At 54.8% G+C, this 19,888-nt stretch carries 16 protein-coding genes and 2 tRNA genes; 9 read left to right on the top strand and 9 right to left on the bottom strand.

Translation table 11 applies throughout. From position 1 onward, the window contains the following. Positions 1–2: 2 nt before the first annotated feature. Positions 3–1,166 (bottom strand): 1-deoxy-D-xylulose-5-phosphate reductoisomerase, encoded by a 1,164-nt coding sequence (locus tag EDB95_RS20665; protein WP_133996620.1) that lies wholly within the window; start codon positions 1,164–1,166, stop codon positions 3–5. Next, positions 1,163–2,668, bottom strand: coding sequence for a GH3 auxin-responsive promoter family protein (locus EDB95_RS20660; protein WP_133996617.1), 1,506 nt, complete (start codon positions 2,666–2,668; stop codon positions 1,163–1,165). Before EDB95_RS20660 ends, EDB95_RS20665 begins: the two co-directional genes overlap by 4 nt. A gap of 137 nt (positions 2,669–2,805) precedes the next feature. On the opposite strand from EDB95_RS20660, the gene rplU reads away from it, so the two are divergent. From rplU to EDB95_RS20640, 4 genes are all read left to right on the top strand, one after another. Next, positions 2,806–3,108 carry a 50S ribosomal protein L21 gene (gene rplU / locus EDB95_RS20655; protein ID WP_133996614.1) on the top strand — a complete coding sequence of 101 codons (303 nt, stop codon included), beginning with the start codon at positions 2,806–2,808 and terminating at the stop codon, positions 3,106–3,108. Positions 3,109–3,133: 25 nt separating this feature from the next. Then, positions 3,134–3,400, top strand: coding sequence for a 50S ribosomal protein L27 (gene rpmA, locus EDB95_RS20650; protein ID WP_133996611.1), 267 nt, complete (start codon positions 3,134–3,136; stop codon positions 3,398–3,400). A 104-nt stretch (positions 3,401–3,504) separates the two neighbouring features. Then, entirely contained in the window at positions 3,505–3,798 is a 294-nt protein-coding gene (locus EDB95_RS20645) for a histone (protein ID WP_133996608.1), read from the top strand. A 100-nt stretch (positions 3,799–3,898) separates the two neighbouring features. Continuing rightward, positions 3,899–5,539 carry a helix-hairpin-helix domain-containing protein gene (locus EDB95_RS20640; protein ID WP_133996605.1) on the top strand — a complete coding sequence of 547 codons (1,641 nt, stop codon included), beginning with the start codon at positions 3,899–3,901 and terminating at the stop codon, positions 5,537–5,539. Here EDB95_RS20640 and EDB95_RS20635 read toward each other — a convergent pair. Genes EDB95_RS20635 through EDB95_RS20625 form a run of 3 tightly spaced genes read right to left on the bottom strand, consistent with a single transcriptional unit; the run spans position 5,536 to position 11,320 of the window. Further along, on the bottom strand, positions 5,536–9,303 hold the full coding sequence (locus EDB95_RS20635; protein ID WP_133996602.1) for a sensor histidine kinase: 3,768 nt from the start codon (positions 9,301–9,303) through the stop codon (positions 5,536–5,538). The two genes, EDB95_RS20640 and EDB95_RS20635, sit on opposite strands and share 4 nt — an antisense overlap. A gap of 8 nt (positions 9,304–9,311) precedes the next feature. Next, positions 9,312–10,094, bottom strand: coding sequence for a nucleoside triphosphate pyrophosphohydrolase (gene mazG, locus EDB95_RS20630; RefSeq protein WP_133996599.1), 783 nt, complete (start codon positions 10,092–10,094; stop codon positions 9,312–9,314). A 5-nt stretch (positions 10,095–10,099) separates the two neighbouring features. After that, complete coding sequence (locus EDB95_RS20625; protein WP_162852705.1) at positions 10,100–11,320, bottom strand: DUF3667 domain-containing protein; 1,221 nt, start codon at positions 11,318–11,320, stop codon at positions 10,100–10,102. A gap of 56 nt (positions 11,321–11,376) precedes the next feature. Between EDB95_RS20625 and EDB95_RS20620 the strand changes: the two genes are divergently transcribed. The 4 genes from EDB95_RS20620 to EDB95_RS20605 all read left to right on the top strand — a co-directional run bounded on the left by EDB95_RS20620 (position 11,377) and on the right by EDB95_RS20605 (position 14,196). After that, entirely contained in the window at positions 11,377–12,228 is an 852-nt protein-coding gene (locus tag EDB95_RS20620) for a hypothetical protein (RefSeq protein ID WP_133996593.1), read from the top strand. Between the two features lie 68 nt (positions 12,229–12,296). Then, positions 12,297–12,369: transfer RNA gene (locus EDB95_RS20615), tRNA-Gly, on the top strand. Between the two features lie 57 nt (positions 12,370–12,426). Further along, positions 12,427–12,512: transfer RNA gene (locus tag EDB95_RS20610), tRNA-Leu, on the top strand. Positions 12,513–12,726: 214 nt separating this feature from the next. Then, positions 12,727–14,196: a serine hydrolase gene (locus EDB95_RS20605; protein WP_133996590.1), complete on the top strand. Its 1,470-nt coding sequence runs from the start codon at positions 12,727–12,729 to the stop codon at positions 14,194–14,196. Between the two features lie 10 nt (positions 14,197–14,206). Here EDB95_RS20605 and EDB95_RS20600 read toward each other — a convergent pair whose 3' ends face one another. After that, complete coding sequence (locus tag EDB95_RS20600; RefSeq protein ID WP_133996587.1) at positions 14,207–14,842, bottom strand: hypothetical protein; 636 nt, start codon at positions 14,840–14,842, stop codon at positions 14,207–14,209. 290 nt (positions 14,843–15,132) lie between these two features. On the opposite strand from EDB95_RS20600, the gene EDB95_RS20595 reads away from it, so the two are divergent. Continuing rightward, entirely contained in the window at positions 15,133–15,915 is a 783-nt protein-coding gene (locus EDB95_RS20595) for a hypothetical protein (protein WP_133996584.1), read from the top strand. Positions 15,916–15,917: 2 nt separating this feature from the next. On the opposite strand, the gene EDB95_RS20590 is transcribed toward EDB95_RS20595, so the two are convergent. The 3 genes from EDB95_RS20590 to lnt all read right to left on the bottom strand — a co-directional run bounded on the left by EDB95_RS20590 (position 15,918) and on the right by lnt (position 19,886). Then, complete coding sequence (locus EDB95_RS20590) at positions 15,918–16,385, bottom strand: hypothetical protein (RefSeq protein ID WP_133996581.1); 468 nt, start codon at positions 16,383–16,385, stop codon at positions 15,918–15,920. A gap of 100 nt (positions 16,386–16,485) precedes the next feature. Further along, positions 16,486–18,420, bottom strand: coding sequence for a hypothetical protein (locus EDB95_RS20585; RefSeq protein ID WP_133996578.1), 1,935 nt, complete (start codon positions 18,418–18,420; stop codon positions 16,486–16,488). Continuing rightward, complete coding sequence (gene lnt, locus EDB95_RS20580) at positions 18,417–19,886, bottom strand: apolipoprotein N-acyltransferase (RefSeq protein WP_133996575.1); 1,470 nt, start codon at positions 19,884–19,886, stop codon at positions 18,417–18,419. Before lnt ends, EDB95_RS20585 begins: the two co-directional genes overlap by 4 nt. Positions 19,887–19,888: the final 2 nt, after the last annotated feature.

The raw sequence follows: 19,888 nt of genomic DNA, 5'->3' as shown, positions 1-19,888 counted from the left end.
AGTTACAATTTTATAAGACTTGCGGCATAGTTCCGCGCTTCCCCGTCGCTTTCCAGGTATTCCTCCATGGTGGGCTGGGAAATAAACGGAAGTTTTTCGGCAGTCTTCTCGATGACCTCCGTCATGTCCAGGAAACCGATGCGGTTCCGCAAAAAGGCCCAGACGGCAATTTCGTTGGCGGCGTTGACGATACAAGGAAGGTTTCCCCCTTTATGAAGGGCCTCGGTGGCGAGCGCCAGGTTCCGGAACGTCTTTGTATCGGGGTCCTCGAAGGTGAGGGTGCTGATCTTTTTGAAGTCAAGCCGGGGAAAATCATTGGGAATGCGATGAGGGAAGCTCAGGGCATATTGTATCGGCACCTTCATATCGGGCACTCCCATCTGGGCCTTGATGCTCCCGTCCTCGAACTGGACCATGGAGTGGATGATGCTCTGGGGATGGATGACGGCCTGTATCTGGGACGGCGCGAGGTTGAACAACCACCTGGCCTCGATCATCTCCAAACCCTTGTTCATCAGGGTGGCGGAATCGACGCTGATCTTGGCGCCCATGTTCCAGTTGGGGTGCTGGAGGGCATGGTCGCGTTTGACATTGACCAGGAAATTGGGCTTTTTTCCCAGGAACGGGCCCCCGGAAGCGGTGAGGATGACCTTTTCGATTCGGTTGCGGGTCTCCCCGACCAGGCACTGGAAAATGGCCGAATGCTCGGAGTCCACGGGGATGATAGGTACCCGGTTCTCCAGGGCGCGGCGCATCACAATGTCCCCTGCGACCACAAGCGTTTCTTTGTTGGCCAGGGCGATGGCCTTGCCGTTTTCAATAGCCTGCATGACGGATTTAAGACCGGCAAAGCCGACGATGGCGGCGACCATGAGGTCGTAGGAATCGAAAGCGGCGGCTTCTTCAAGGGATTTTTCCCCGGCAAAAACCTTTATATCGGTGGAGGCAAGGGCCTGTTTTACCTTGCCGTACCTGGTCTCATCGCTGATGACGACGGCATTGGGATTGAACTGCAGGGCCTGTTCTACAAGGAGTTCATCGTTGGAATGGGCGGTCAGGAGCTCTACCTCGAAAAGATCGGGGTGCGCTGCGATGACCTGTAGTGTTTGCGTGCCTACAGAGCCGGTTGAACCGAATATGGCGATTCTTTTCTTCTGGTTAGTCATGAATGGGAATGGATTATGTAAGCATCTAAAGCATCTGCGATCTTCCGGTCGTTGCTCAGGCGGGGCACTTTATTCTGTCCGCCCAGCTTTCCGATGGATTTCATATAGTCGATAAACGCATTTTTCCGCAGGGGTAGTATTTGCAGCGGGCGCAAAATATTACCCGTGATCAGGTCATCGTAATAAATATTCTTTGCCCTAAGGTTGTCGTCCACCTTTTTTATAAAGGTGCCCAGGTCGTCGGGCGTTTGCTCAAACTCTACAAACCACTCGTGGAAGGACTTTCCCTGATCGTTGCTGATGTGCGGGGCCACCGTGAATTCGACGATGCGGACCCCGGCTTCATCGGCGGCACGGAGCAGGCTGTGCTCCACTTCTTCCCCGATGACGTGTTCGCCAAAAGCCGAGATGAAGTGTTTCGTCCTGCCGGTGACCACCAGCCGGTAGGGATTGGTGCTGACAAAACGGACGGTATCGCCGATGGAATACCCCCACAAGCCAGCATTATTGTTGATGATCAGGGCATAGTTCTCCCCTACCTTGACATCCTCCAGGCTAAGCCGGGTGGGCTTTTCCGCATAGATCTCGCCGGCGGGGACGAATTCGAAAAAGATGCCGGAATTGGTGTTCAGCAGGAGCCCTTCCGCATTTTGCGAGTCCTGGAAGGCGATAAAACCCTCGCTAGCGGGGAAGGTCTCGATGGTGTCGACCTTGCCACCGATGCTTTCAAACAGCTTTGCCTTGTAGGGTTCGAAATTAACGCCCCCGTGGACAAGGACCTTAAAATTCGGGAACAGGTCCTTGATTTGTTTGCCACTGACTTCCCTCAACCGGTCGAAATACATCTGTACCCAGGGCGGGATGCCACTGATCAGGGTCATATCCTGTTCTATGGTTTCCTTTACAATGGCGTCGAGCTTGGTCTCCCAGTCGTCGATACAATTGGTCTCGTATGAGGGTAATTGATTGGTCCTTAAATACTTGGGGACATGGTGATTGACGATCCCGCTGAGCCGGCCCGTAGGGACGCCACCGATGCGCTCCAGCTCGGGAGAACCGGAGAGAAAGATCATTTTCCCATCCGTAAAACCGGTGTTTCCCGTTTCTGCGATATAGCACAGGAGGGCGTTCCGGGCGGAATCGATGTGGTTGGAAATGGACTCCTTGGAGATGGGGATGTACTTGATCCCGCTGGTGGTCCCTGATGTTTTGGCAAAATACAGGGGCAGTCCCTTCCAGAGGATGTTGTGCTTCCCCTGTTTGACCTGTTCTATATAGGGCTTGTACTGTTCATAGTCCCGTATAGGGATAGCCGCCCGGAATTCCTCGTAGGTTTTGACCTTGTCCAGGCCGTGCTCCTTCCCAAACTGGGTTTTGGCCCCTACTTTCAACAACTCCTGCAGCACCGCCTTCTGGTCTTCCACCGCCGACTGCATATCCCGGCGGACCTTGGCATATATAAAATTGGCGAAAGGCCTCGCCAGCAATGACTTGATCTTCATTTGGATGAGGGTCTGTTATCCAGGCAGCAAACCTACACCAAAAACCCTCAATTTTGGGGTCAGTCGGTTTTTTTTGCCTGGAAGTTTCCGATTTTGAGGGATTTCACCTACTTTTGCACTCCTAATTTTGGACAGTTATGTTTGCAGTTGTTAAAATAGCCGGCCAGCAATTTAAGGTACAAAAGGACCAGAGCCTGTACGTACCTCAATTGACTGGGAATGTTGGCGATAAAGTTGAGTTCCCGGAAGTCCTTCTGGTCGACCTGGACGGTAAACTGAGCGTAGGCGGCGCCGTAAAGGCCACCGTCAAAGCCGAAATCCTCGGTCACGTACAAGGGGACAAGGTGATCGCCTTCAAAATGAAGCGTCGCAAGGGCTTCCGCAAGAAGATCGGGCACCGCACACATTATACACAAATCAGGATCAGCGACATTGCATAAATGTTGCCGGTTGAAAAACTAGTATATGGCACACAAAAAAGGGGAAGGTAGCGTAAAGAACGGCCGGGATTCGCAAAGCAAGCGTCTCGGTGTAAAAATATTCGGTGGTCAACCCGCCATCGCCGGTAACATCATCCTGCGTCAACGCGGCACGGTGTATCATCCTGGCAAGAATGTCGGTGTGGGCAAGGACTTCACGCTGTTCGCACTGACGGATGGTGTGGTTGAATTCCGCAAAAGCAAGGACCACAAAACGCTTGTTTCGGTCACTCCGTCTGAAGTGATCGCCTGACAAAAAAGGGTTGCCGATTGAATTTTTGGCAGTTTTATTTGGCAAAAAAAAATATGTTTTATATTTTTAGGCCATAATTACTAACCATTTAAATTCTAAAAGTTATGGCAACCGCTAAAAAAGCTGCTAAAAAGCCAGCTAAGAAAGCCGTAAAGAAGGCTGCTCCCAAAAAAGCAGTAAAGAAAGCCGCTAAGAAAGCTGCTCCTAAAAAAGCTGCTAAGAAAGCCGTAAAAAAGGCCGCTCCTAAGAAAGCTGTAAAAAAGGCCGCTAAGAAAGCCGCTCCCAAAAAAGCTGCTAAGAAAGCTGCCCCGAAGAAAGCCGCTAAGAAAGCTGCCCCGAAGAAAAAGAAGTCCGCTCCCAAGCCCGCTTCTCCTTCTCCGATGCCCCCGGCTCTCTAAATTAGAAGGAATCAGCCAGATGATAGTAAGTCCCGTATTCTACGGGACTTTTTTTTTGCCCGCCCGTCTGGGGCGCCCGCCCCTGCCCTATCTTTAACGCATGACCAACGACGCGATCGCCGACGCATTCTCACTTCTCTCGAAGCTCATGGATATCCATGGCGAAAACAGTTTTAAGGCCAAAGGCTACTCTATTGCCGCATACAATATCGAGCGGCTCCCCGGCGAGCTGACGGAGATGGAGCAGGCGGAGATCTTTGCCATCAAGGGTATCGGGGACGCGATCGGGAAAAAGATCCTGGAGCTGAACCAGACGGGAGAAATGAAGGTCCTGAAGGACCTGATCGAGCGGACACCATCGGGCGTGTTGGACATGATGCAGATCAAGGGGCTGGGTCCGAAAAAGGTGGCGACACTCTGGAAGGAGCTGGGGATTGAGTCCCTGGGAGAGTTGCTGTATGCGTGTGACGAGAACCGTTTGACATTGTACAAGGGCTTTGGCGCGAAGACACAGGCCAATATCAAGGAAAGCATCGAGTTTGTCCTCCAGAACCAGGACCGTACGTTGTACGCACATATAGAACCGTATGCGCTCGAAGTGGAGCGGTTGGTGCAGGCGAAGTTTCCCGATGCGAAAACCGCGCTGACCGGGGCTTTCCGGCGGCAGATGGAGATCATAGACGAACTGGAGTTCGTGACGACCGTGCCCCTGGAGGAACTGGCGGACTACCTGGAGAACGAAGGCTTCGTTTTGGAAGAAGCCCCTTCGGGTGCGCTGGTGGCGCGCGGTGGACGGAATTTACCATTGGTGTGGCATCCCGCGGGTGAGGATGACTTTGGAACGCAGCTTTTCCAGACGAGCGCGTCGGAGGAATTTTTAAAAGCCTGGGGTGTGATCGGCAGGGCGTCCACGGAGGAGGCACTGTTCGAAAACAAAGGCGTCCCGTTCATCATCGCTGCCCGTAGGGAACGGGCGGAGCCATCGCGCAACGCGGTCCTGCAACCCGAAGACATCAAAGGCATCATCCACTCCCACAGCGACTGGAGCGACGGAGCCCACACCCTGGAAAAGATGGCGTCGACCGCCAAAGCACAGGGTTTGGAGTACCTGGTGATCAGCGACCATTCCAAGTCTGCGTTCTACGCCAACGGCCTCAGCGAGGAACGGATCAAAGCCCAGCACGAGCAGATCGCGGCACTCAACGAGCGGCTGGCGCCCTTTAAGATCTTCAAGAGCATCGAATCGGATATTTTAAACGACGGCAGGTTGGACTACAGCGACCAGGTCCTGGCGACCTTCGACCTGGTGATCGCGTCGGTCCACTCCAACCTGAATATGCCAAAGGAAAAGGCCATGCTGCGGGTTCTAACGGCCATCCGCAACCCTTTTACGACGATCCTGGGTCACCCGACCGGAAGGCTCTTATTGAGCCGCAAGGGCTACCCTGTGGACCACCTGGAGCTTTTGGATGTCTGTGCCGCTTCGGGGGTGGTCATGGAACTTAATGCCCATCCCCGCCGGCTGGACATGGACTGGCGCTGGCTGGAGGATGCCCTTGCCCGGGGTGTACTGACGTCGATCGACCCGGATGCGCACGCGGTCGAGGGTTTTGCCGATACCCGGTATGGGGTGTTGGTGGCCCAGAAGACGGGGGTTGGGCCAAAGCAGAATTTGAGCAGCTTTTCGAGGGCGGAGCTGGAAGCGTGGTTGGCCGCCCGCAAAAGCGCGAAGGGCATTTAGTCGTGTATCAGCGGTATCTCCACGTAAAACGTCGTCCCCTTCCCCAGCTCGGTGTCGAACCAGATGGTCCCGTTCATTTGCTCCGCAATCCCCTTGCACATGGCCAGCCCCAAGCCGGTCCCGGATGACTTCGTCGTGAAATTGGGTATAAAAATCCTGTCCCGGACCTCCGCGGGTATCCCCGTACCGTTATCGTGCACCGTCACGACGACCTTCCGGGCTTCTTCCCAGATCGCATAACGGAGCTGGATAACGCCTCCGGGCTCGTCCTCGGGGATGGCATCCATCGCATTCCGGATAAGGTTGGTAAACAACCGGTTGAGGTGTGTTTTGTCCGCCAGGACGAAGATCGGGGAGACCGTCTTTTCAAAATGCAGGCGCACCTTGGCGTCCATGCTGAAGAGCTTGACGACCGATTCGAGGACTTCCACCAGGTCGACCTCCTCCTTTTTGGGGTGGGCGATGTTGGCAAAGCTGGAGAAATCCGTGGCGATGTTGGACAGGTAGTCGATCTGCTCGACCAGGGTCTTGGCCACCCCCGCGGCCAGGGCCTTCGAGTTGGGATGGTTGTTGTTGATGGCACGCTGGAGGTACTGGATCGAGAGCTTCATGGGCGTCAGCGGGTTCTTGATCTCATGGGCCACCTGCCGGGCCATTTCCCTCCAGGCGCCTTCGCGTTCGCTTTTGGCCAGCAAGGTGGCGCTTTCTTCCAACTGCCGGACCATCTTGTTGTATTCCTTGACCAGCTCGCCCAGCTCGTTGTTGCGGTGCCAGACGATCTCTTCGTTCTGGCCGCCCAGCTTGATGGCCTTCATTTTCTCCCCGATCAGGGCAAACGAATCGGTGATGCGGTTGGTGATGAGCAGGGCGATCATCCCGGCCACGACGAAAATAAAGGCATTCAGGTTGATCAGCGTGACCAGGAAGTTGGAGATCTCCAGGTTGAGCTCGTCCTGGGTGGCAAAATAAGGAATGTTCAAAAAGGCGTAGGCTTTCCCGTTCTCGTCCCGGACCGGGACGTAAATGCTCATAAACGTCTTGGAGCCGATTTTCTCGTTCTGGATCACCTGCACCTGGTGTTCGCCCGCCAGCTGGTAGAAGGCGGAGGGGTCCATCTTTTCGCTCAGGAGTCCCCTGCCCTTTGAATAGTATTGGGGCTGGGACGTATACAGCAGCGTGCCGGAAAGGTCATACAGGTTGACCGCGACGCTGTGCACGGCCGCAATGCTCCCCAGCGTCTCGTCCATTTTACGGGTGGCGATGGAGTCCTGGTAAGAAGCGGCGTTGAAAAAGCCCTCTTCCCCCACCTGGCCCTGTACCTCCCCGACCATGATCTGGATGGTCTTGGACAGCTTGTCCTCGTTGTTGTGCGTATACCGGTTCCGCAGGAAGACAAAGGTGCTGACACCGATGATGATAAACGAAAACAGGCTGATGAAGGTAATGGTCAGGTGGACCTGGGTCCGGATATTGACCTCCCAAAGCTCGCGGATGTTGCGCCAGCGGAACCGCGCCCGTATGAGAAAACCGGCCAGCCGCATGGTCCCCGAAAGAATGAGGAACAAACAAAACAGGTAGGCAAAAAGCGTGATCGCTTCTATAAAGTACTGGGACTTGAGGACCACCACGATCACCTTTGTCCCGGATTTATACCAAAGCTCCTCGTACCCGTTCCGGGAGCGCGTCTCGTACTCCGACAACGGCACATCCTTTTCGGGCAACGGGGTGGCAAAATTATAGTCGGCGTTGTGTTTAATAAGTTCCCGGTTGTCGTAGATCGCATAAGCATAGTCCGGTGTGCTGCTGGCGTCCTCCGAAGGGGCGCCGATCAGCTGGGGATAAAACACCTCGCTTTCAAATTTCTTGGGGCGGGCCAGCAGAAAGACATACCCCAGCCTGGACTGGTGGGCGGAGTCTTCCACCACCCTGCGAACGATATAGGTGAACTTGTCAAAGGCCTCCCGGTGGTACAACAGGTCCTTGACCTCGGTGGGGTTGGACTGCCCCGTATAAATGTTGCTCAGGGTATAATAGCCGGTCGTGTCGGGGTTGTTGATCGGGTTGTCGAAAACGTCGTAGACATAGACGCGGGTATCGTAGTTGTTGCGGTATTCCCGGAACACCTCCCCCAACAGGCTATCCTTGAAAAACTGGGCGTTTTCCGGGTCGCTCAGTCGGTTGAAGTGCTGGTACAGGAAGGAAGCGTCAAAATTGCTGAGGTTAAAATCCTCTGACGCCTGGCTGTACGGGTCCGCCTCCAGCGACCGTCTTTCCGCAAACCAGCGACGCTGCTGGAGTTCTTTGTTGTTGTTTTCCCTGATGATCAACAGCGCGACCGAAGCCGAGAAAAAGAACAACCAGAAGATGATGTTTCCCGCCCCGAGCCCCTCGGCCATGTGCCAGCGCCGGGCGTTCCCCAACAGGACGAGGAAAAGCAGCAGCCATCCCAGCAGGATCAACTGATAGGACACCGAGTGCTCCGTCATCTGCAAGCTCAGGAGCAACAACCCCAGCACGCTCAGGATCAGGAACTGAATGTCCTTTCGCTCCCCGGTGAGGATCACGTAGTACCGGAAGAGGATCTGGATGCTGATGAAGTACCCCAATGCGATCCCGCAAAAACAGATAAACCCGTACAGGCTGTATACGTTCAGGATGCTAAAGAAGTTCGTTACGTTAAAGGAGATCTGCGAGTCCGCCACCAGGCTCCGGATGATGTTCCCCGAGGCCAGGGTGACCAGGAAAATCAGCATGGCCAGGAAACCCGCGAGGATCCACCGCAGGTATTTGTCCCTGAGGATACGGTCGTGCACCCGGAAGGACAAATGGTCCAGGGCAAAAACGGCCAGCCAGAAAAACAGCAGGGTATTGATCAGCACATCCCCCAGCGAACGCAGGATGGGGCCCGAGCTATAGATCCCCGGGTCGAAAATGCTGAATTGCCGCAGATCCAGGGGTTCCGCCAGCCAGTAGGTAAGGATGCGCGCCAGGACCACGATGGTGATCAGGCTCAGGATGCCCCATACCCTCCCCCTTCTCCGGGCGACCCAAAGGGCGAAGCTGTGGACGAAAAATAGTAGGAAAAAGATACAGGCGACCCTGAAAAACAAGGCCCACCCGCTGTGCTGGGCAACGGCAGGCCCCGGCTTTTTCTCCAGGTAGAACAGGCGCGTCCCGTCCATACTGCTGACCGCGTTGTCATTGGGGTTGACCGTGATCTGGTAATTCCGCTCGATCCCCGGTTTGCCCATGAACGAATTCTGAGGGGCGTTCATCCGGATGTTCCATTGGACCTGGATAAGCGCGATCAACAAGGCGGCACGGCCGTCCTTGAAGATGATCTCCTTTTTTATGCTCACGTAGCGCCCGTTCGGCAGTTCCACGTAGTTGGTGCCATAGTGACCCGCCACGATTTTCTCGTCCGGGATGACGATGTTGGTGCTCCAGAAGACCGGCTGGGCCGCATTTGCCGAAAAGATGGGGTAAAGAAAAAGAAAATAAGGCGCCGATTTGAACGTTTCCAGGTCTTCCTTGCTATATGCCCCCGAATACAACCTGTCCAACAGCGCCCTGTCGGTGGACAGCCCTTCGACCGTCTGCTCGCTGCTTTGAATATAGGACTCCAGGGACCGCGTTACCGCCCGCTCCGAGGATGTATACGACCAATAGTTGCTGATGACAAAAGACAGGGTGAACAACCAGGCCGAAGTTATAAGGAGGTAGCCGTGTTGATAAATAAACTGCCTGAAGGTGCCTTCTTTCATCACTGTTTTTAGGGCTTTTCGTCCCGGTGCTCTTTCTTCGCCTGGTTCCAGAGGTCGTCCATAGCGGTAAGACTCAGGTCGGACAGGGTCTGTCCCTGCTCCGCCGCCAAAGCCTCCATGCGCGTAAAGCGCCGGATGAACTTCTTGTTCGTCCTCTCCAGGGCGTTTTCCGCATCTACCTTCAAAAATCGTGCATAATTTACCATGGAGAACAAGAGATCCCCCCACTCTTCCTCTATTTGGCTCTGATCCCCTTCCGCGACCGCCTCTTTTAATTCCCGGGTTTCCTCCTCTACTTTGTCCCACACCTGGGCTGCGTTTTCCCACTCGAAACCCACCTGTTTGGCCTTTTCCTGGAGCCGCATGGCCTTGACCAGGGCCGGAAGGCCCCCGGGAACACCCGCCAGGACCGACTTTTTCCCCTCCTTTAGCTTTAGCTTTTCCCAGTTCCGTTTGACGTCCTCCTCATCCCTGACCTCCACCTCCCCGTAAATATGCGGGTGACGGGCCACCAGCTTGTCGCTGATCCCCTCCAGCACCTCGTCCAGGGTAAACCGGCCCTGCTCCGTCCCGATCTTCGCGTAAAAGACCAGGTGGAGGAAAAGGTCCCCCAGCTCCTCCTTGATCCCCTTCCAATCCTCTTCCGTGATGGCATCCGCCAGCTCATACAGCTCCTCTATCGACAGCTGCCGAAGGGTTTGGATCGTCTGTTTCCGGTCCCATGGGCATTTTTCCCTCAGGTCATCCATGATCCGGACCAGCCTCAAAAATGATTCCGCTACTTTTTCCATATACGCTAAATTGACATCACCGCCCAGACCGAAAAGACCGCCGTCAGGAGGCCGAGGAGGATCGCTGCCGCCGTGTTCAGCAGACAGAATTTTACGAATGTCTTGAACCAACCCTGTTTGTAAAACCGCAACATGGCGATATACTCATAGACAAAGACCGAAAGAACCAGGATGGTCATGACCGCCGCAAGCCACCCTATGTTGTAATTGTCCTTGAGCTTTTGCAAAGGCAGTATGACCAGCATGACGATAAAAGTCGCCACATACAGGTGGATCGTAAATATCCCATGGTCCACATAGAAGAATTGTTTCCGGCGCCGTTTGCTGACATTCAACAACCGCAGGAAAAGCGCAAACAACGGCAATGACACGAAAAGGATTTTGGGAAAAGTATGAAGTATGCTCTCCTTGGTCTCCTCCTTAAACCGTTCCGGATCCCGGTGTCTCTTCTCGGTCATCGCCACCAACCGCCGGTTGACATAGCGTACGAAGGCCGAATGTTGCCCGGTGGGCGGCAGCGCGGTTTCCATAGAGTCGTAAGCCGACACCCGGTCCGGTAAGTGTTCCCCCGCCAGCCCCAAATTGTAGTTGGTGGAATCGTTGTCGTCGGTGATCATCACGATCTCTCCAGGGTGACGCTTGACGTCGGCCACCAACGAGTCGAAGGTATACTGACCACCCGCCGCCGCCAGCCCCGCGGTATCACCCGCAATACTTTGACCACTGGCGGCCTTCTTTGCCAGGGCCAGCCCTTGTTTGACAATCTTTTTTTGCGTGGACGTGATGTTTTCCTGGTCATCGCTCCGGTCGCCCGCGTTCGTTTCCGCCGCCAATTCCTTTTGCAGCTTACCCAGTTTGGTGTTCAGCTGAACAAAGGCCGGCCCTTCGTCTTTGATATCTACCGTGTTCGCCCCGTTCAATGAGAAAAATACCAGGAAAAAGATCGCCGACGTAAACACATACAACCGGATCGGGTGCAGGTAGCTCATCCGTCGCCCCCGGATATATTCCTCCGACAGGAACCCCGGTTTGAAAAGAAGGTACTTCAGGGTGGAAAAAAACTTTCCGTCAAAGTGTGTAATGTCGTTTACAAAATGCGTCACCAGGTGTAGTACCGTTTCCTTGGGTTCCAAGTTCTCCTGCCCGCAAACATGGCAATACCGGCCAATGACCTCCGTTCCGCAGTTCAGACAATTTTTTTCCGTACGTTCCGTTAAATGAGACACAAAGGGATTTTTGGCTAAAATAAATGATCTTTGTTTATAAATCGTAAATATCCATCATGAGACCCTTAAAGGCCATCACTCTTGTTTTCATCCTTGTTTCCACCCGACTTTCCGCTCAATTTTACTATAAGGACATCCTCAGTACCCAGGAAACAGGCTCCCGCCAGCAACTCTACAGGACCAACCACGTCCGCAAAGTCACCGTCCGCAACTACAATCCCGATGGCAGCGAGGTCAAGGACTTCGTTTGCCAGCAGGACATCGACCCGTCTTTTGCATCCATGGTAACGCTTACCTCGGCTGCGTCCACCGCCCCGTCTACGCTTACGTCCTTTTTTGGGGACGGTTTACGCCTCGCGCGTTCCACCGACAGCAGCGCCGACGCTGTCACCACCACGTTGTATACCTATTCTCCCTCCGGCAATCTTTTAAGCATCCGGAGTGAAAGCCGCGGCGCCCTCTCCGATACCGTCCACCACTCTTCTTCCGTCGAGGTCCACAACTGGGAATACAGCCCCACCGGCCAGCCCACCGGCATGCTAGACATCAAAAACGGCACCGACACCACCTGGGTCAGCATCAAGACCGACGACCAGGGCACCGTCACCGACGAGCTCACCTACCGCGCCGGCAGCCCCCAACAACACTATTTCTACTATTACGACGACGCCCACCACCTCACCGATATCGTCCGCTACAACGCGCAGCTCCAACGCATGGTCCCCGACTATATGTTCGAATACGACGAAACCGGCAAGCTCGACCAGATGATGATCGTGCAGATGACCGACAACAACTACCTCGTCTGGCGGTATCAGTATGATGCCAATGGACTGAGGGACAAAGAATTATGTTACGATAAGACAAAGCAGTTGCTCGGGAGCATTGGATACGAGTACACCCGATAAAAATTTTGCTGTTTTCAAAAAAAGCCTATTTTTGCACTCCCAACAACGGGAAGCTCTTTATAACACAAGCGGAAGTAGCTCATTTGGTAGAGCACGACCTTGCCAAGGTCGGGGTGGCCGGTTCGAGCCCGGTCTTCCGCTCACAATAAAAAAAGGTGTGAAGGTTTCACACCTTTTTTTTTATCTTTTATGTCGCCTGCCCTGATGGTGGAACTGGTAGACACGCAAGACTTAAAATCTTGTTCGCCGCAAGGCGAGTGCGGGTTCAACTCCCGCTTGGGGCACAACATTCAGCCGATCAGTTTTGATCGGTTTTTTTGTTTAAAGAAACGCCACGTCCGGTTCCGGACACTTTGATATTTCGCCTCAAAATCGGACAGCGTCCGGACCGAATCCGGACACAACGGAAAATATGGATAACCCGAAATCTGCTGATTATCAATCAATAATACCTTTGGAACGCCTTTGGATGACTTCGTGGCAAATCATATTGTTTCCATGATAAAGCCCGCACTCCGAACATTGACGATCGCAGCCGCCCTGACAGGGCCTATCTGCTTTTCCCTCCAAGCCCAACAACCGGACCTGAAGCGTGAGATAGAACGCGAAGTGGCGGGCTTTCAGCAAGCCTACCACGTTCCAGGACTTTCGGTCGCTGTCGTCCAGGCAAACCATATCGTCCTTTGTGAAGGATTCGGGCTTTCCAACCCCGGGAAGAAAATCCCCTTCGATCAACATACCGTCGGTCGGCTGGCCTCTGCCACCAAGTTCTTTACTTGCCTGGGTATGCTTGTCGCCCAGCAAAAGGGGCTGATCGACTTAAATGCGCCGCTAGGTTCTTACATCGACGGCGTGCCCACCGACTGGCGCGCGATTCCCCTCTGGCAGTTGCTCAACCTGACGTCCGGCATTCCCGGTACGGAGAAAACCCCGTTCGATACATTGCCCGTTCCACAGCAACGCCTGGTCTCTGAGCACCAACTTTTCGATATGCTCCGCGTCCTGCCACTGGACTACCCTCCCGGCTCCAAATGGAGTTACCGCCAAACCGGCTATATGACCGCAGCGATGATCGTCGAGGACAAGACGGGCAAATCCTGGCCACAATTCCTGGAAGAAAATATCCTTGCACCCAATGGCATGACCGGAACCGCCCATAATGACATCGCCATCTATTCCGAAGACCAGGCACCCGCGAACTACGTCTACAACGACAGCGGGCAGTTCGTCAATGCACCATTCTTCTTCCCGGTCGTCCTGGCAACCGGCGGCGGCTACAATACAACCGCTGCCGATATGGCCCAACTGTTCCTGGCAATCAATGGGGGCAAAACGCTGTCGCCCGGTATTCTCCGAGACCAGGTTTTCAATCGTGAAAGAATGTTCCTCTTAGGTGACAGCGACTTTTATAGTATCGCCAGTGAAATAAAAAAGTTTGGCCCCTATTTGACGCTCGGGCATACCGGAGGACCCGATCTGGCCAGCATCCGGTATTGTCCCGACAAAGAAATCGGTGTTGCTATACTCGCCGACCGCAATACCACCGGTATAGCCGCTCTGTTGACCAGCAGGATTCTAAAAAGAATGCTGCTGGACAGCCCCTTTAGCAAGCAATTAAAGCCCATCGCCTTTGCCATTCGCCAACAAGCCGCGCACACCAGTTACGAACAGCTTTTGCAGCTTTACGTAAAGGCCAAGGAGGGAAATGCATATTCCTTTGACAATGAGGAGGACGACCTCAACAACGCAGGCTATGAATTCCTTAACCAGCACAACTACCCGGCAGCTTTGCATATATTTCAGCTGATCGTCCACGAGCACCCCACATCGGCCAATGCTTTTGACAGCCTGGGAGAGGCCTTTCTGAAGGCTGGAGACAAAAAAAACGCGCTCGAAAACTATAAAAAATCCCTGGCGCTCAATCCTGCAAACGACAATGCAAAAAAAATCATTCAGCAATTGCAGTAACATCGCCTGGCTATGGAGCCGCGACATACGTGGATCCTGACCAAACCAACTGCCGGTATTTTCCCCCAAACCCTTCCTCTTCCGTTGCCACCGGCACCAATATCCGCCGTCCCCCCTCCCGAACCTTTATCGTTGGAATCCGATCCTCTTCGCCAAACTGATGTGTATCGAATTCGACAAATACGGTCGATTTCCGGTCCGGGAAAAAGGCGGGCTCGACAAGGTCACTCCCTTTTAGCGCAAGCACCCTTACCTCCTGCCAGGGAAGCGCCGTCGATCCTTGTCCAAAGCCCTGGGCCAGGTAGAACGTCTTGTCGCCGTCCCGAACCGTGTATACGGTGTCATAATGCATCGTCGAGTTATCACCTTCATCCGTGGTATCGGATACTACTTTGGAAAATATCGATCCGTCAGTCCCCTTAAATAAAGCCAACGTCTCGTATATAACCTCCGTGCCACCCCTTCGGGTATCCCAGGAGACCAGGCACAACCTGTCATCAGCCGATTTTGCGATGTAGAGCCAGTCAAAATCGAGGCTATCGGCCATTTTAAAGATGTTCTCCTTGTAGCGTGCCAGTGCTTCTGCAAGGCGCGCATTTTCATTTTCCAAAGTGTCCGGGTCAATCAACCGCGAAGAATCCAGCATAGAAAGGCGGTACTGCACCGCCTTGAAAAAAACCGAATCGGGGGTAGTCGCCAATTCCGAGGAATGAATTCGCGCTCCGCAGGCCGCAAGGCTAAGCCAGAGGGATAAAAGCAAAAAGGGCCGGTCCATGAGGGTGAATGTAAGCAATCTTTAGCGCATGAACACCACCGTCCCTCCCTAGAGGACACTCCTAAGAAAATCCTTTGCGAACTTTTCAAGAGAACTAGTAAATAGTTAAAATGCTTTTATTCGTTAGGAACTCCCCACCCCGTTCCGTATTTTTCTAATATATGAAACAACCGCTACTCCTCTGTCTTGCCGCCCTTTTTACCGCCTACCACAGCACTGCCCAAACCAAAGGCTCGCTCAGCCTGTCACTGGGCCCGGCGATCCCCGTAGGCGCATTCGCCAGCAAAAACGACCACAGTGCCAACACCGGCCTGGCCAACGTCGGCCCCCTGGCAGACCTCACATACCAGCACCCCATCGGGAGCAAAAGTTTCGGTTGGATGGCATCCTTACGGGGGCGTTTTAATGGCGTGGACAGAGCGGCCACGCTGCAATCCCCTGAGGATTTTTTCCCTGGCTACGAATGGACGTTGAACCGTAGCCGCTGGACCGTCGTGGAGGTCGTGGCGGGTAGTTATTTTCAGCGCCCTTTAACCAAAAGGCTCCACCTTTTCGCCAACATCGAACTCGGCGTGGCGGAAGCCTGGTCGCCCAGGGAGTCCATCCTCGGTGTACGCGATTCCGTGGGGTATGGCTACACGGATATGGTCGTGGCACATCTTAGCCCTGCTTCCAGGACAACTTTTACCGGCCTTGCCGGTGTGGGCGTTTGCTACCGCTGGCGTGGTCGCTGGTCTTTGTTGGGACGGGTGGACTTCACTTATCTGGAACCTACCTTTAAGAACGTCCAATCGACCCTCGCCATTGGAGATCACCTGGCGATCCCCTCGATTATATCGCTGTCAAACGCACAGGAAGTCTCGTTGTATAGTTATTCAAATACCAACAAGCAGCCGATGAACAGCGTCGATGTGTCGGCAGGCTTAGCCCTGGCCCTGAAATAATCTTAGTTACCTGAAGTATTGTCTCCTCCACGCACATACAACCGGTTCATCCAACCGGCTGCGGTGATTTCCTGGTTGTTGATGTCGAGCGTGTCGCCGCGGAACGAGTGGTTGTAGGAGGTATCCCCACCCCCGGACGGGGCAAAGAAGAGCGAGCTGATCGGCCCATCGAGCGAGATCAAGGTATCAATGCCCCAGCGCCCGGAACTTCCCGTTCCGTTGCTACGGCTTAAGGTATAGGTTTGGTTGGCGTTGAGGGTAAGGGTTTCCTGGTACCCCATGTTTGCGGGTGTCAGCGCATAGTTCGCGATGTCGGCAGGGTTACCGTTCGTAACGGCCTGGCTTCCATAAGTCACCACCCACTGCCAGGTCCCTACGAGGGGCGCATCCGCCGGGTTCGTGGTCGTGTTGTGCGATTTTTTGCAGGAAAATAAAAAGAGCCCTGTAAGGAGGAGGAAAGCGCAGCGCATAAAGGGGGTTTTCCGCATGACAGAACCGTGCGGCAAAACGTTGCAAAGGGCCGGCTAAAAAAAAGGCCGGCCAAAAGAGCCGGCCCTTTTTTGAAAATTATTACTGCACCACCACCTTCACAAACTTACTCGCTGTCTCCCCCTGCACCACCAGGAAATACATCCCCCGGGACGTCCCGGAACGTAAGTAAATCGTATGATTCAAGGCGCCGGCGTCCACCCCTACCCTTTCCCGGTATACACACGAACCCATGGCGTCATAAAGCAACAGGTTCACGAACCGGTCCGGGCAGTTGCTCATACTCATGTTGACACAGGAATGAAACGGATTGGGGAAGGCCCGGACGTTCCAGCGGCCCCCGTCGTACAAATGCGCCAGCGCTTGCCAGGTCGAGTCAGATTCAGCAATTGAAGAATCGATCAACGCCAGCGGCACGCGTAACCCACGCGGGCGATAGTAGTCGGGGTCCGCACCGTTGTTGATGCAAAAGGGCTCGCAGTTACCATAGCCATTGATGTCATAAGTGATGAGGATCTCGTTATGACTGTTGATGTACTCGGGGTGGAGCTGCGGCCCATAAAAGAAGGGCGTGTTGCCCAGAACGTTGTCCGTGATGGTATAAAGCGGCTTCAGGGCGGAAAAGGGGCCCGTAATGCTGTCGCTTGTCGAGGAGTAGATGATCGTTCCCGCGTTACAGCCCACGGTGAATTGGGTGCTCAGGAAAACGTATTTGTTCCGCACCTTGGCGATATAGGCGCCGTTTGAGGCGGCGGTCGCAATGACGGCGGCCTTGGCCGCGGAAGTATCCCAGGAGGAGCCGTTCCAGAAGTTCCAGGGGCCGCCGGGGTTGTTCCGGGCAAAGCGGGCCACATACATATTGCCGGTAATAAAGCCGCTGCCCTTCACGCCCCAGGTATAGATATAATTCCCGCGCTCCGCTGTATCGAAGCCGATCCCGAAGCTAATGCCGTTGAAGTTTTGCAAGGTATCGAAACCGACAACGGTTAACGAGGGGAAGGATATTTTGGCGAGGAAATCGTTTCCTCCGCTGGCAAAGCCGAGCCCGCCGCTGGCGGCCATGATGTTCATGCCATAGACATACACGGTGTCCCCGCGTTGGTAGCCTGCATTGGGCCAGATGTAGTAGTTGTTGTTCGAGTTGTTCTTCAGGTAGCTGGGGACGCTGGCACTGTCGCCGAGGAGGGTCGGGGTGTTGACCCAGTTCCAGTTGTTGTAAGGTTGTGCGAGCACGTCGTTGTGTACCTGGAAAAGACAGGGCATGGTACCGCCCAACGTATCGAAGTTGTTGATATAGCTGTCGTCCATCGCCCAAAGGATCCTTCCGTCTGAGAGCGGTATGGTGGCGGCGCCGTCGCTGGCAATCCAACCGCTGTCCCGGTTGAAAAAGGCCGTTACGTTGGGATCGAGGTAAATGCCCGCGTTCCCCGGGATATCAGGCGCGGGCCGGATCATCATGTCGGGGAGGGGGCTCACGTAGTTAAAGCCGTCCGTGGTACCGGTGTAGGTCATGCGAAACTGGTAGAGCGAATCGGGAGAATACGTGCCCGTGGGCTTGATACACCATTCGTATTCTTTTTTCGTACCCGCGTTGAGGGTATCCGTCCAGGAAAAGGTGCTCACCAGCACCCGTCCCCCTTCAAAGGTACCCGCCCCGGGGTCGTTGACCTGCATGGTCACGGGTTCTCCGTCCGTGACATACGGACTGGAACCGGACATCACGAAGTCATGGGCACTAACGGTGTTGGACACGTTGATCCAGGTACCGGTGGTATCCATGCGGTACTGAAGACCCACGGTTCCCATTTCGTTGTTTCCCGTGCCGTTGTACACCTCGATGCGGAGCCGGATACCCGCCGAATCCATGATGGTGCCCGGAAAGTCTTGTGAGGCCCTCCAGGTGGCCCCGGCCTGCGGGCCGTTGTCCTTCCGCCAGCGCCAATGCGCTTCGCTGAAGACGGCAAAAACCCTCCCGCCGGTCAGGAGCAGTAGAACGATGATGGCAATGTGTTTCATTTGAGTTTCTCATTTAAGCGTTTTATAATATGGAAGCAATAGAAGAACAAAAGAAAGAGACCGCACAGGGCCACGGGCAACCAGGGCACGCGCACGGCAAGGGTTTCCCCATCGTGTGGATACACCCGTACGATCGACACATAAGGATCATCGCTCCGGCGCGCTTCCTGTATGCGTCCCGAGGCGCTGACAAGACCCGTGATCCCGTTGTTGCTGTTGACCGCGATGTCGCGACGCGTCTCCACCGCCCGAAGCCGCACGTTGGTGAAGTGTTGATCGACGAGGTAGGTATCGCTAAACCAGCCGTCGTTGCTGAGGTTGAGCAGGAACCGGGCGCCGCCGCGGACCGCCGACGCCGCGCAGGCAGGCACCGCTGATTCGTTACAGATCAGGATGCCCGCCGCGCCAAAGGGTGTTTCTAGCGGCGCCGCATAGGGTCCCTTCCGCACCTCGTACCCATTGGAAGAAAAGAAGGGGATCAGCCACCCCCGCCAGCGTTGTTCTATCCCCAGCAAAAGCACTTGCTTGTCATACCGCCCCGGGGGCAACCCTTGCCGGAAACAATAGGCTGAGTTGTACACAACACCCTCCGCACAAGCTGTATTCATGCCCAAAATATGGATCACGCCCGGAGACTGCCGGAGGATCTCCCCGACCAGGTCATCACCTTCCTTATAGGTCCAGGGAATCGCCGACTCCGACCAAAGCGCCATATCCGGTTTCTGTGCGGCCGCCGCCCGGTCCAGGTCCAGCAAGCGTCCCACCAGCTGGCCCCCGCTGTTGCTGTCCCATTGTACGTCCGGCGTAATCTGTTCCGATAATAGGGCCAGGGAAAAATAAGGACCCCGAGGCTCCTGCCGTGTTTCCAAAATGCCCCACCCTATGCCCATGTAGACAGCGATGGCGGCTGCGGGCATCCAAAGGCCTTTCCAGTCTCGTTTTGCAACACAGCGTCCGATCACAGCGTTGACGGCCACCACCACAAAGGTGGCCCCGTGGATGCCCGTCCAGGAAATGGGCTGTATGGCGTAAAGGTTTCCGGCCAGGGCATTGCCTGAATGAAAAAGGAACCAGGGCATTCCTTTTGCCAGCCATTGCAAGCCTGCTTCCGCACAGACCCACAGCGCGGCCGCCGCCAGCACACCGCGGCTACACGCCGCGAGAATCGCCCAATAGAGGGAGAGGAGTAGCGTACATACCGCAAATACCGCCACGCCGTACCAGATACTGCTGCCCGTGAAAGTCTGCGCTCCGGGGATCATCCAATAAAATGCGCAAAGCGATAGCGTGAGACCGGTGACAAATCCTAGCTTGGCCGCATCGCCGCGGCGCGCGCCCTCCAGCGCCGCAAAAAGCGGCACCATGCAGACCCAGGCCAGCGCGAATACCGTGTGCAGGACGGCAAAGAAGATCCCCACCCCGGCAAGAGACGCCGCCAGGTAAAGACGAAACCTGTATGTGCGCATTT

This window comes from Dinghuibacter silviterrae (genome assembly GCF_004366355.1).
In the GTDB taxonomy this organism is placed as follows: Bacteria; Bacteroidota; Bacteroidia; order Chitinophagales; family Chitinophagaceae; genus Dinghuibacter; species Dinghuibacter silviterrae.
This window is presented reverse-complemented; position numbering and strand designations above follow the sequence as displayed.

What these genes read in the sequence shown, in the direction of transcription:
- EDB95_RS20600 (WP_133996587.1), bottom strand. Translation starts at nt 14,842, where the DNA reads ATGCTGGATTCTTCGCGGTTGATTGACCCGGACACTTTGGAAAATGAA.
- EDB95_RS20585 (WP_133996578.1), bottom strand. Translation starts at nt 18,420, where the DNA reads ATGAAACACATTGCCATCATCGTTCTACTGCTCCTGACCGGCGGGAGG.
- mazG (WP_133996599.1), bottom strand. Translation starts at nt 10,094, where the DNA reads ATGGAAAAAGTAGCGGAATCATTTTTGAGGCTGGTCCGGATCATGGAT.
- EDB95_RS20590 (WP_133996581.1), bottom strand. Translation starts at nt 16,385, where the DNA reads ATGCGCTGCGCTTTCCTCCTCCTTACAGGGCTCTTTTTATTTTCCTGC.
- EDB95_RS20595 (WP_133996584.1), top strand. Translation starts at nt 15,133, where the DNA reads ATGAAACAACCGCTACTCCTCTGTCTTGCCGCCCTTTTTACCGCCTAC.
- EDB95_RS20660 (WP_133996617.1), bottom strand. Translation starts at nt 2,668, where the DNA reads ATGAAGATCAAGTCATTGCTGGCGAGGCCTTTCGCCAATTTTATATAT.
- rpmA (WP_133996611.1), top strand. Translation starts at nt 3,134, where the DNA reads ATGGCACACAAAAAAGGGGAAGGTAGCGTAAAGAACGGCCGGGATTCG.
- EDB95_RS20665 (WP_133996620.1), bottom strand. Translation starts at nt 1,166, where the DNA reads ATGACTAACCAGAAGAAAAGAATCGCCATATTCGGTTCAACCGGCTCT.
- EDB95_RS20605 (WP_133996590.1), top strand. Translation starts at nt 12,727, where the DNA reads ATGATAAAGCCCGCACTCCGAACATTGACGATCGCAGCCGCCCTGACA.
- EDB95_RS20635 (WP_133996602.1), bottom strand. Translation starts at nt 9,303, where the DNA reads ATGAAAGAAGGCACCTTCAGGCAGTTTATTTATCAACACGGCTACCTC.
- EDB95_RS20645 (WP_133996608.1), top strand. Translation starts at nt 3,505, where the DNA reads ATGGCAACCGCTAAAAAAGCTGCTAAAAAGCCAGCTAAGAAAGCCGTA.
- lnt (WP_133996575.1), bottom strand. Translation starts at nt 19,886, where the DNA reads ATGCGCACATACAGGTTTCGTCTTTACCTGGCGGCGTCTCTTGCCGGG.
- EDB95_RS20640 (WP_133996605.1), top strand. Translation starts at nt 3,899, where the DNA reads ATGACCAACGACGCGATCGCCGACGCATTCTCACTTCTCTCGAAGCTC.
- rplU (WP_133996614.1), top strand. Translation starts at nt 2,806, where the DNA reads ATGTTTGCAGTTGTTAAAATAGCCGGCCAGCAATTTAAGGTACAAAAG.
- EDB95_RS20620 (WP_133996593.1), top strand. Translation starts at nt 11,377, where the DNA reads ATGAGACCCTTAAAGGCCATCACTCTTGTTTTCATCCTTGTTTCCACC.